Source organism: Candidatus Solincola tengchongensis (assembly GCF_015711935.1).
Lineage (GTDB): Bacteria > Actinomycetota > Geothermincolia > Geothermincolales > RBG-13-55-18 > Solincola_A > Solincola_A tengchongensis.
The window spans coordinates 1-11,074 of sequence record NZ_JACVJJ010000080.1 but is presented as its reverse complement, the minus strand read 5'-3'; the positions used below and the strand labels follow the sequence as shown (position 1 = coordinate 11,074).

10 protein-coding genes are annotated in these 11,074 nt (G+C 68.7%); all 10 read left to right on the top strand.

The annotated features are described in order from the left end of the window. The first annotated feature begins 4 nt into the window (after positions 1-4). The gene (gene hemB, locus H7007_RS06810) at positions 5-988 is read left to right on the top strand and encodes a porphobilinogen synthase (RefSeq protein WP_287154154.1); all 984 of its coding nucleotides are present in this window, start codon (positions 5-7) and stop codon (positions 986-988) included. Continuing rightward, a complete protein-coding gene (locus tag H7007_RS06805) occupies positions 967-2,334 on the top strand; it encodes a glutamate-1-semialdehyde 2,1-aminomutase (protein WP_287154153.1) in 1,368 nt (455 codons plus the stop codon). The genes hemB and H7007_RS06805 overlap by 22 nt, the downstream gene beginning before the upstream one ends. Continuing rightward, positions 2,331-3,536, top strand: a complete 1,206-nt coding sequence (gene cbiD / locus H7007_RS06800) for a cobalt-precorrin-5B (C(1))-methyltransferase CbiD (RefSeq protein WP_287154152.1) — start codon at positions 2,331-2,333, stop codon at positions 3,534-3,536. The genes H7007_RS06805 and cbiD overlap by 4 nt, the downstream gene beginning before the upstream one ends. 3 nt (positions 3,537-3,539) lie before the next feature. Further along, positions 3,540-4,781 carry a precorrin-6y C5,15-methyltransferase (decarboxylating) subunit CbiE gene (gene cbiE, locus H7007_RS13690; protein ID WP_287154151.1) on the top strand — a complete coding sequence of 414 codons (1,242 nt, stop codon included), beginning with the start codon at positions 3,540-3,542 and terminating at the stop codon, positions 4,779-4,781. A gap of 25 nt (positions 4,782-4,806) precedes the next feature. Then, positions 4,807-5,640, top strand: a complete 834-nt coding sequence (gene cobI, locus H7007_RS06790; protein ID WP_287154150.1) for a precorrin-2 C(20)-methyltransferase — start codon at positions 4,807-4,809, stop codon at positions 5,638-5,640. Positions 5,641-5,682: 42 nt separating this feature from the next. Next, the gene (cobM, locus tag H7007_RS06785; RefSeq protein ID WP_287154149.1) at positions 5,683-6,417 is read left to right on the top strand and encodes a precorrin-4 C(11)-methyltransferase; all 735 of its coding nucleotides are present in this window, start codon (positions 5,683-5,685) and stop codon (positions 6,415-6,417) included. Positions 6,418-6,550: 133 nt separating this feature from the next. Beyond that, positions 6,551-8,629 (top strand): precorrin-3B C(17)-methyltransferase, encoded by a 2,079-nt coding sequence (gene cobJ, locus H7007_RS06780; protein WP_287154147.1) that lies wholly within the window; start codon positions 6,551-6,553, stop codon positions 8,627-8,629. Between the two features lie 286 nt (positions 8,630-8,915). After that, positions 8,916-9,590 (top strand): Dph6-related ATP pyrophosphatase, encoded by a 675-nt coding sequence (locus H7007_RS06775; protein ID WP_287154146.1) that lies wholly within the window; start codon positions 8,916-8,918, stop codon positions 9,588-9,590. Between the two features lie 182 nt (positions 9,591-9,772). Continuing rightward, positions 9,773-10,495 carry a bifunctional adenosylcobinamide kinase/adenosylcobinamide-phosphate guanylyltransferase gene (cobU, locus tag H7007_RS06770; RefSeq protein ID WP_287154145.1) on the top strand — a complete coding sequence of 241 codons (723 nt, stop codon included), beginning with the start codon at positions 9,773-9,775 and terminating at the stop codon, positions 10,493-10,495. Continuing rightward, a partial coding sequence (locus H7007_RS06765; protein WP_287154143.1) for a nicotinate-nucleotide--dimethylbenzimidazole phosphoribosyltransferase occupies positions 10,449-11,074 on the top strand: 626 nt, incomplete at its 3' end. The genes cobU and H7007_RS06765, both read left to right, overlap by 47 nt.

Below are 11,074 nucleotides of genomic sequence, written 5' to 3'. Positions count from 1 at the left end.
GGACTTGGCTGATTTCCCGTGGTTGAGGTTGAGGCGGCTCCGGCGCACGGAGACCCTGCGCGAGATGTTCTCCGAGACGCACCTCAGGCCCTCCGACCTGGTCCAGCCTCTCTTCGTGCTCCCCGGCAGGGGGAGGAGGGAATCGGAGGAGGGGCTTCCCGGCATCATCCGGGTCACGCCGGACATGGCCCTCTCGGAGGTGGACGGCCTTCTGCGGAAGGGGATAAGGGCGGTGCTGCTCTTCGGGCTCCCGGCATCCAAGAGCCCCGACGGGGCAAGCGCCTGTTCCCCGGGGAATCCCCTCTTCGAGGCGGCCTCGGAGATAAAGCGGAGGTTCCCGGAGGCGGCGGTCCTGGCGGACATCTGCCTCTGTTCCCATACCGAAAGCGGTCATTGTGGGGTGGTCTCCGGGGATGAGGTGGCCAACGATCCCACCCTGGAAATACTTGCCAAATACTCCGTAGCCGCCGCGGGGGCGGGATGTGACGCGGTAGCTCCCTCGGCCATGATGGACGGGATGGTCCGCCGCATCCGCGAGGCCCTCGACGAGCAGGGCTTCCAGGACACGCTCATCGTCTCCTACAGCGCCAAGTTCGCCTCCTCCCTCTACGGGCCTTTCCGGGCGGCAGCGAGGAGCGCGCCCCTCCGTGGCGACCGCCGCGGCTACCAGCTGCCCCCCGGGAACGCCAGGGAGGCGCTGCGGGAGCTCGCCGCGGACGCGGAGGAGGGGGCGGACGTGCTGATGGTCAAACCCGCCCTTCCCTACCTGGACGTGCTGTCCGCCGCCCGCCGCCTCACCATGCTCCCCCTGGCCGCCTACTGCGTGAGCGGGGAGTACGCCATGATCAAGTCGGCGGCCGGGAGGGGATGGCTGGAGGAGGAGGCGGCGGTGATGGAGGTCCTGACGTCCATAAAGAGGGCCGGCGCCTCACTCGTCGTGACCTACCATGCCGGGGAGGCGGCAGGATGGATGGGGAGGGCGACGTGATGACCGAGAGGCAGAGAGAAGGGATAAGGGTAACGGGCGCGCCGCGGGGAGGCGTGGAGGAGGATGCGGGCCTCCACGACCTCTACCGCAAAGCCTGCCGCCTCATGCCCGGAGGGGTCAACAGCCCGGTGAGGTCCTTCCGCGCCGTGGGGGGGACCCCCCTCCCGGTTCGAGGCGGGCACGGGCCCCGCCTGGTGGACGACACGGGAGCGGAATACCTCGACCTGGTCATGGGATGGGGTTCACTGATCCTGGGCCACGCCCATCCCGAGGTGAGGAAGGCCCTGCAGAGAGCGCTTCGCAGGGGCTGGAACTTCGGCGCCCTGACCGGGGAGGAGGTGGTCCTGGCCGAGTTGCTCTGCCGTGCCGTCTCCGGGGTGGAGATGGTGCGCCTGGTCAATTCCGGGACCGAGGCCGCCATGTCCGCGGTGCGCCTGGCACGCGCCTTCACCGGCAGGAGCAAGGTGGTCAGGTTCCACGCCTGTTATCACGGCCATGCCGATGCCCTCCTGACCGCGCCGGGGGAAGATGGATTCTCCTCGCGGCCCTCCAGCCTCGGCGTGCCTCCGGGCTGCGTCGCCGACACCCTCACCCTGCCCTACGGCGACGAGGCGTCTTTGCGTGGTGTGTTCGAGGCACACGGGGAGGAGATCGCCGCGGTTATCGTGGAGCCCGTGGGGGGGAACGCGGGGGTCGTCATCCCCGCGGCCGGGTTTCTCCCCGAGGCAAGGGGCCTCTGCGACCGTTGGGGAACGCTGCTCATATTCGATGAGGTCATAACCGGCTTCCGCTTCCGGTTCGGCGACTGCGGGGAGATGCTGGGCGTGAGGCCCGATCTGGTCTGCCTGGGGAAGATAATCGGAGGCGGCCTGCCCATCGGGGCTTACGGGGGGAGAGGGGAGATCATGGAGCTGGTGGCCCCCCTGGGAGGCGTGTACCAGGCAGGCACCTTCTCCGGGAACCTGGCCTCGGTCACCGCGGGTCTTGCGACCCTCGAGGTGCTCGAAGAGGAGAACCCTTACCCCTTCCTGGACGAGCTGGGTTCGCTTCTCCAGAAAGGCCTGGAGGAGGGAGCTGCCGAGGCCGGCCTGGAGGTGAAGGTCCACCGCTTCGGGTCCATGCTCTCCCTGACCTTCCTCCCCGAGGCGGTAGGAGCCGGGGGAAAGGAGCAGGTGAACGCATCTTATTATGGTAATTTTTTCCATGAAATGCTCAAGCGTGGGATCTACCTCCCTCCCTCGCCCTCGGAGTCATGGTTCCTCTCCACGTCCCACGGGGAGGAGGACGTGCGCCTGCTTCTGGAGGCCGCCGGTGAGGCCTTCAAGGAGGTGCGCAAGAGAGGATGAGAGGGAAGGCCGGCCGGGAGGCGAGGGGTTATTCCACCGGCACCTGGGCCGCGGCGGCGGCCAAGGGCGCGGCCGCGGCGCTGTTCCTGGGGGAAAGGCTGCGGGAAGCGGAGGTCAGCCTCCCCTGCGGCGAAAAGGTCCGCCTGCCCTTGCGGAAGGTGGTGGCAAGGGGGCGTGCGGCCTCCTGCGAGGTGGTCAAGGAGGGGGTGGAGAGAGGCGACGTCACCGCCGGCCTCACGCTCGTGGCCACGGTCATCGCCGAAACGGGGGCCTGGGTGCGGGTGACCGGAGGGAGGGGGACGGGCGTGGTGACCAAGCCGGGCCTGGAGGTCCCCGTGGGAGAGAGGGCCATAAACCCCGTCCCGCGGGCCATGATCCGGAGAGAGGTCATGGAGGTGCTGAGGCGGGCGGGCGGGCAACGGGGGTGCCGCGTGGTCATCAGCGTTCCCGGCGGGGAGAAGGTGGCGGAGAGGACCCTGAACCCGCGCCTCGGCGTGGTGGGCGGCATATCCATCCTGGGCACCTCGGGGCTGGTGGTTCCCTATTCCGACCGCGCCTACCTGGAGTCGTTGAGGAGGAGCATGGAGGTCGCCCGGGCCTGCGGCAACCTTGCCCTCGTCCTCTGCACCGGGAGGCGCACGGAATCCCTGGCCCGGAGGCACCTGCGCCTGCCCGAGGAGTGCTTCGTCACCTGCGGCGACCGCTTCCATTTCGCCTTTCGCCATTGCGCCGCCCTGGACTTCCGCCTGGTTAGCGTCTGGGCCATGCCGGGGAAGATGGCCAAGCTGGCTTCCGGACGGGTTGACCTGCGCAGTCGGAGGGGCCTTCCGGACGTGGGCTTCCTCCTCCGTTACCTGGACGGGTTGGAATCCCGTGAGGCCGGGGGCCGTCCGCCGGTCACGGTCCATGCCCTTCTGGAATCGCTGGGGGACACCGAAAAAGACGCTCTATACCGCTGTCTCTGCCTGCTGGCCGCCTTCCACTGCCGGCGGTACCTGGGTGGAGGGAGCGCGGTGCAGTGCAACCTGGTCACTCGGGACGGGAAGCTCGTTGCCAGCGCCTGCCATTTCCAGCCCCCTCCGGCGGCGTGGAGCGGTGTCGCGCGGCGGAGTTCGGGGAACGGGGAACTCCCGCCGCCGGCGGGGGATGCCACGCGGCGGCTCCTCGAGGAGCGGCGCGGTGGAGGACGGGAGGAGGAGTGAGCAGTGGCCGGAGTAGGCGCGGGTAAGATCCACGTGGTCGGAGTCACGCCAGGCGCGCACCTCCCGGAGGATCCCGGAGTGCGGAGCCTGGTGGAGCGGGCGGACCTCCTGGTGGGGAGGGAGGAACTGGTCTCCAACTGGAGAGGGGTGCCGACCATGACCCTGCGCGGGGACCTGCGGGAGGTCATCGCCGCCGCGGAAGGTGTGCGTTCCCAGGGAGGGACGGTGGTCTTCCTCGTCTCCGGGGACCCCAACTTCTTCGGCATCGCCTCCCTAATCCGCAACGCGCTGGGCAAGGACCATGTGGCCACCTACCCGGCGGTGAGCTCCATGCAGGTGGCCTTCTCCCGCCTCGGGGAATCCTGGCACGACGCGCGCTTCCTCAGCGCCCACGCCAGGCCCCTGGAGGAGGTCCTGGAGGGGCTGCGAGGTTGCCGCAAGGCCTGCGTTCTGACCTCGGACGGGAGGCAGCCGGCGGCCCTGGCGAGGGCCATGCTGGATAGGGGTCTGGACCGTTTCCGGGTCTTCCTCTGCCAGGACCTGGGCACGTCGGAGGAACGGGTGGAGGAGGTGTCCCTCGCGGAACTCGCCTGCAGGGAATGCCGGCCCCTCAACCTCCTGGTGTTCCTGGATGAGGAGGCCCAGGGGAAAGCGGAAGGCACCGGTTCCGCTCTCCTGGGCATCGCCGACGAGCTCTTCGCCGCCCCTCCGGGACGGACGGGGAGGATGACCAAGCGGGACCTGAGGGCGGTGGTCATCTCCCGGCTGGAACTCTCGCCGGACGACGTCCTCTGGGACGTGGGGGCGGGTTGCGGGACCCTATCCGTCGAGGCCTCCCGGCTCCTTTTCCGCGGCACCGTCTATGCCGTGGAGGAGGACGAGGAGGACCTGGACCTCATAAGGGAGAACGTGCGCCGCTTCGGGGCATGGAACGTGAAGCCGGTGAAGGGAGTGGCTCCGGAGGTCTTCGACCGCTTGCCCTCCCCGGACGCGGTTTTCGTTGGGGGAAGTTCGGGGAGGCTGGAGGGGATCATCATCCGCGCCGCGGAGAGGCTGAGGGAGGGCGGGCGGATGGTATGCAACCTGGTGGGCCTGGAGAGGACCCTGGCCGCCATGCGCCACCTGGAGGAGGCTGGGCTGGACTGCGAGGTCTCCCTCCATCAGGTCTTCAGGGTGAGGAAACTGGGAGGGGGCCATGTCATGGAACCGAGAAACCCCGTTTTCGTAGTCTCGGGCCGCAAGTAAGGCGGGAAAAGGGGGTGAAGGCCTGATGCGCGGAGAGGACCGGGGACGCGAGGGAGGAGAGGTGCTCCTCTACGGAGTGGGGCTCGGTCCGGGAGACCCGGAACTCCTGACCCTCAAGGCCAGGAAGGTCTTGGAGGAGTCCTCCCTGATCTTCGTCCCCACGCCGCGCGGGAACGGGACGGGCAGGGCACTTTCCATCCTCTCCTCCCTGGACCCGGGGCTGCTGCGGAAGGCAGTGCCGGTAGAGATCCCCATGGCTGGAGATGCCGGGAGCAAATGGGACCGGGCGGCCTCCACCGTCCTCGGAGCCCTGCCCCATGGCGGAGTCTGCTCCTTCGTCAACGAGGGCGACCCCCTTCTCTACGGGAGCTTTCTCCACCTGCTCCGCCAGCTACGGAAGCGGAGGCCTGACCTGAGGGTGGAGGTGGTGAGCGGCATACCCTCCTTCATCGCCGCGGCGGCCGGCCGGCTGGCGCCCCTGGCCTCGGGCCGGGAGAGGGTGGTCATCCTGCCGGGTCCCGTGGAGGCAGGGGAGCTGGAGGAGCTCCTGGACGGGCGCACGGTCGTGGTGCTCCTCAAGTTCAACCTCTGCCTTGAGGAGTTCCGCCGCTTTCTGGCCCGAGAGGGGGAGAGGGTGGAGTGGTGGTGCGTGGAGAACTGCACCCTTCCCGAGGAGCGCCTGGGCGGCGACCTCGCCTCTTTATCTGGAAATGATTGGAATTATTTCACCCTGGCCGTGGTCAGGAGGAGGGCGGTCCCCCCGAAAAGGGATGCGGCGGAGGAAAGAGGGAGGACGCCACGTGTAGGGTCCCAGGGGCCGGAAGGCCGCCGGGGAGGTCGGATCGAGCATTGGGAGTGAAGAACGGTGGGTTCAGGCGGCGCGAGGACGAGGAGTGAGGGCATGAAGGTGTATTTCGTGGGCGCCGGACCCGGCGACCCGGAGCTCATCACCGTCAGGGGAAGGAGACTCCTGGAGGAGGCGGACGTGGTGATCTACGCCGATTCCCTCATCCACCCCGGGATACTCGGCTACGTACGGGAAGGAGCGGAGATCCACGGGAGCTCCTCCATGCGGCTCCAGGAACTGGTCGACCTGATGGCCGAGGCCTGCGCCGCGGGCAAGATGGTGGTGCGCCTGGTGAGCGGCGACCCCTCTCTCTACAGCGCGGTCAACGAGCAGACCTCCCTCCTGGAGCGGAAGGGGATAAGCTCCGAGATCGTGCCCGGGGTCAGCTCCTTTTCCGCCGCCGCCGCATCGCTGGGGGTGGAGCTCACCTGTCCGGAGGTGTCGCAGGCGGTGGTGCTGGCCAGGGCGGAGGGCCGTACCCCCCTTCCGGAGGGTGCCCGTTTGGCCGACGTTCTGCATCCCTCGGCCACGGCGGCCGTCTTCCTCAGTGCCGGTCTGGGGGAGGAACTCCTCAGGGAGTTCCTCGCCGCCGGGTTCCCGGAGAGGACCCCCGCTGCGGCCGTGTACAGGGCCAGCTGGGAGAGCGAGAGGAGGCTGGAGACCCGACTCGAGCTCCTCCCGGAGCGGCTGGCGCGGGAGGGGATGCACCATCAGACGCTGATCCTGGTGGGGGAGGTCCTGGGCCGGGAAAGACGGGAAGGGAAGAGGTCCAGACTTTACAGGGGGTGAGATGGGAAGCGGAGCGACGGGTGCTAAGGCCGACGCATGCGGGGCGAGCCCCTTTTCCTCGCCGGCGGGAGCCCGACCGCTGGGTGAGGGGCCCGGTCCCGGCAACCCTGGACCGGCGGGAGGGGAGAGGCGGATGAGACCGGAAGGGGCATCGGCGTCCGTGGCCGCGGACGCGTGCAGGGCGAGGCCATTTTCCCCGCCGGCGGAGGTCGACCTCGGGAATGGGGGGTGGGGTACCGCCGGCCAGGGAGCCGCGCAGGGCGGTGGGGCTTCGGGGGAGGAAAGAGGCCCTGATCCGGCCGGACCCTCCTCTCCGCCGGGAGTAGGGCGGGAGGCCACCGCCGTCGTCGCCGTCACCGGGAAGGGGGTCTCCGTCGGCCTGGCCATCAGCCGCTGGCTCGGTGAGGCGGACCTCTTCGTGCCCGAGCACCTTTCCTCAAGGCTGGAGGGGCGGCACCTCACCTACCGGTTCCCCCTTTCCGGCTTCCTGGCGAAGGTATATCCACGCTACCGGCGCCTAGTGCTGGTCCTCGCGCTGGGAGCGGCGGTACGGCTCCTCGCCCCCCTGCTCGGGGACAAGAGGAGCGACCCTGGGGTGGTGGTGGTGGACGAGAGGGGGTGGAACGTGATCTCCCTGCTCTCCGGTCACCTGGGAGGGGCCAACGCCCTCGCCCGGGAGCTGGCCGCTTTCCTCGGTGCCCGGGCGGTGATCACCACGGCCACGGACCTGTCCGGCCTCCCCGCCCTGGACCTCCTGGTGGAGGAGAAGGGGTGGCGGTGTGAGGACCCCGGAAAGTTCCCCGCCCTCCTCTCGGCCATGCTGGAGGGGGAGGAGATACTCGTTTACCAGGAGGGCGGAGGGGGTCTCGTCGAGGAGTTGGCCGCCTGCGGGGTGAACGTGTCGCCCTCCGCCCCCGGTGACCCGGCATGGGACGGGGGGAGGAAATGGAGGATAGCCGTCACCGACCGTGACCTCCCATCGCCCTCCCGGGCTCCTGAGGGCAGGCTGGTCATCATACGGCCGAGGCGGCTGGTGCTGGGATTGGGGTGCCGTAGGGGCACTCCCGGAGAGGAGATCGAGGCCGCGGTTCTCGCCACCTTGCGGCGGCACGGCCTCAGCCCCGCCGGCGTGTCCCTGCTGGCGACGGTGGCGGACAAGAGGGACGAGCCGGGGATCGCCCTCTTTGCCGCCCGGTGGGAACTCCCGCTCCGCTTTCTCTCCCGTGAGGAGCTAGGGGCCGCGCCCGCGTTCTCCCCGCCCAGCGGAGCCGCCCTGCGGGCCCTGGGCATACCCGGCGTGTGCGAGCAGGCCGCGTTGGTCGCCGGCGGGGGCGGTGAGCTGCTCGTCCCCAAGGAAACATACCGCGGGGTGACCGTGGCCGTGGCCTCGGCGAGAGATGAGGAGAAAACCCGCCGCAGGGGGGAGTTGAAGGTGGTGGGCCTGGGCCCGGGCGATGTGGACCTCATGTCCCCCCGAGCACTTAGGGCCCTGCTCTCCGCGGACACGGTGGTCGGTTACGAGGCCTATGTGCGGCAGGTGGAGCGTATCCCGGTCCCGGGGAGGACCGTGGCCTTCCGCATGGGGGAGGAGGTGGAGCGGGTGCGGGCGGCGGTACGGGAGGCCATGGAGGGGAAGGTGGTGTGCCTGGTCTCCGGAGGCGACCCGGGGATCTACGGCATGGCCGGCGCCCTGGGGGACCTTCTGCTACGCGGCGAGGGGATACCCGGAGACCTGGAGGTGGAGATGATCCCGGGCATCCCGGCACTGTGCGCCGCGGCGGCCCTTCTGGGGTCGCCGCTGGCCGGCGACTTCGCCGTCATAAGCCTGAGCGACTACCTGGTGGAATGGGAGGAGATCGAGAGGAGGATTCGCTCTTCCGCGGCGGCGGATATGGTCCTGGTGCTCTACAACCCGGCTTCCTCGAGGAGGAGGGAGGCCCTGGCGCGGGCGGCGGAGATAGTCATGGAGTACCGGAGCGGGAGGACGCCGGCGGGAGTGGTGAGGAACGCCTTCCGCCCGGGGCAGGAGGTCTGCACGGTCCTTCTCGAGGACCTCAAGGGGATGGAGCTGGGGATGGACTCCCTGGTGCTGGTGGGAAACTCCTCCACCCGGGTCTTCCGGGGATTGATGATAACCCCCCGTGGTCACCGCCTGGAAGGCGCGGGCGGGGGCGTAAGAACGGCTCCACCACGAACCCGCGAAGGGGGGTGATCGGATGGCGTCGACCGACGAACTGTTTTGCGCGCCGGCCGTGTCGCCAGGGGCGCAGCGGGCGTTTCCGGAAAAAGGCAGGACCGGGATGCGTTCCTTTGATGGCAATAATTTACAGTTTTCCCGAGCGCCCGAGGACGCCCCCTTTGGTGTTAAAGGGATTGCTCCGCTCAACCCGGGTGAAGCTCTCCCGGTCGGCGGTCCGCAGAGGCCCTCCGCCACCGGTGATCACACGGAAAGAGGGAGCTGAATACGGAGGTAACAGGAGTCGGAGAAAGGGAAGCGGATGGAGAGGAAAAAAGAGGCGAGGGTCTTCTGTTGCTGGAGCGGCGGCAAAGACAGCTGCCTGGCCTTATACCGGGCGAGGACGCGGGGATACGTCCCCGCGATGCTGCTTTCCCTTGTGGACCCGTCCCGGCGGATCTCCAGGTCCCATGGCCTGCCCGAGGAGGTCCTCCTCGCCCAGTCGCGGTGCATGGGTTTGGAACTGGAGGTCGTTCCCCTACCGCGCGGCGGCGCAGAGGCCGCCTTCGAGACGATGGCCGAGAGGGCTGCGGGGAAGGGCTGCCGCACCGGGGTTTTCGGGGATATCTACGTCGAGGAGCATCGGCGATGGATCGAAGGCGTCGCCGACAGAAGCGGATTTCAACCCCTCTTCCCCCTGTGGGGAGAGGATACCGCCCATCTGGCCAGGGAGTTCCTCGCCGCGGGATTCCGTGCCCTGGTGGTCTCGGTGAGGAAGGGGCTCCTGGGCGCGGAGTTCCTGGGAGCCGACCTCGACGAGCCCCTGATCTCGGCTCTCGAGAGTAAAGGGGCCGATCCCTGTGGGGAGAACGGCGAATTCCACACCTTGGTATATGACGGGCCTCTCTTCGCGGAACCGCTCCCCTTTTCCGCCGGGAGGGTCGTGGAGACGGAAAAGCATTTTCGACTCGAGATCGGTGTTTCCCGGGAACCGTGAGGGAGAAGGGCCGTGAAAGCCGGATTTCCACCGCTTACGCGGGTCTCGGCTGCGTGGTGGGGCATGGGGAAAGGCGGGGAAGCGAACCCGGTGGGAGTTCTGGTGCCTTCTTCCGCTGGGGTTCTCGGTCCGTTGAAGGGATCGGGATGGCCGGATTTCCTCGCGAGGAGGGTTTGTGACGTGTGCCCGCTGGCGAGGAGGGATCGCGGTTGAGCGCCCGCCTGGTGCTGGTGCTCGGGGGGGCGCGAAGCGGCAAGAGCGCCTTCGCCCAGTCCTTGGCCGAGCGGGCCGGTGGCGGGGTGTGCTTCGTGGCCACCGCGGAGGACGGGGATGAGGAGATGAGGCGGCGCATACGCCGCCACAGGGCGAACCGCCCCAAGGAATGGGAGACGGTGGAGCTGGAGGGCGGCATACGCCTGGGGAAGCCGCCCACTCCCGGCCGCGTGGTCCTCCTGGACTGCCTGACCCTATACCTCTCCAACCTGATGGCCGTGCGGGGCCTGGACCGTACGGATGAAAGCGGGGCATCTATCCCGGAAGAGGAGTTGGAGCGGAGGGAGCGGGAGGTCGTGGAGGAGGCCCTGTCGCTGGTCGAGAGGCTGCGCCGCCGCTCCAGGTTGCTGATAGTGGTCTCCAACGAGGTGGGCATGGGCCTGATACCTCCCTTCCCCTCCGGGCGCCTGTTCCGCGACCTGGCCGGCCGGCTCCATCAGAGGCTGGCGGAGGAAGCGGAAGAGGTCTATCTGGTGGTGGCGGGTCTGCCGCTGTGCCTCAAGGACGGTGAAAACCCCCTTTCGGGGGAGAGGCATGGAGGTCTCAAGAGGACCGTTGATCTTATAGGAGCGAGGAGGCAAACGGATGGAAAGACTGAGAAGGACGCTGGAGAGGGTCCCGGAGCTGGATGAGGAGGCCATGCGGGAAGCATGGGCGAGACAGGACCGCCTCACCAAGCCGCAGGGGTCCCTGGGAGTCCTGGAGGAGATCTCGGTGCGCATGGCGGGCATCTTCGGGGAACCGCGGCCCCGTCCCGCGCGGAAGGCGGTGATCGTCATGGCCGCCGATCACGGCGTGACCGAGGAGGGGGTGAGCCTCTATCCCCCCGAGGTCACCGCCCAGATGGTTCTGAACTTCCTCTCCGGCGGGGCGGCCATCAACGTCCTCGCCCGTCATGTCGGCGCCGAGGTGCGGGTGGTGGACATCGGGGTGGGGTCCCGCGTCGAGGGGGAGGGCCTGATCGCCAGCAAGGTGAGGCCGGGGACCTCCAACATGGCCCTGGGTCCCGCCATGAGCAGGGAAGAGGCCGTGGCCGCCCTGGAGGTGGGCATAGAGGTGGCGGAGGCGGAGATCGAACGCGGCGTCCGCTTCCTGGCCGCCGGGGACATGGGCATCGGGAACACCACCGCAGCCAGTGCCATAACCGCCTGCATTTCCGGGCTGGACCCTCGCGAGGTCACCGGCCGGGGCACGGGATTGGACGACCGGGC

Coding starts and splice junctions, on each gene's coding strand:
- H7007_RS06805 (WP_287154153.1), top strand. CDS start 967: ATGGATGGGGAGGGCGACGTGATGACCGAGAGGCAGAGAGAAGGGATA.
- cbiD (WP_287154152.1), top strand. CDS start 2,331: ATGAGAGGGAAGGCCGGCCGGGAGGCGAGGGGTTATTCCACCGGCACC.
- cobI (WP_287154150.1), top strand. CDS start 4,807: ATGCGCGGAGAGGACCGGGGACGCGAGGGAGGAGAGGTGCTCCTCTAC.
- cobM (WP_287154149.1), top strand. CDS start 5,683: ATGAAGGTGTATTTCGTGGGCGCCGGACCCGGCGACCCGGAGCTCATC.
- cobJ (WP_287154147.1), top strand. CDS start 6,551: ATGAGACCGGAAGGGGCATCGGCGTCCGTGGCCGCGGACGCGTGCAGG.
- H7007_RS06775 (WP_287154146.1), top strand. CDS start 8,916: ATGGAGAGGAAAAAAGAGGCGAGGGTCTTCTGTTGCTGGAGCGGCGGC.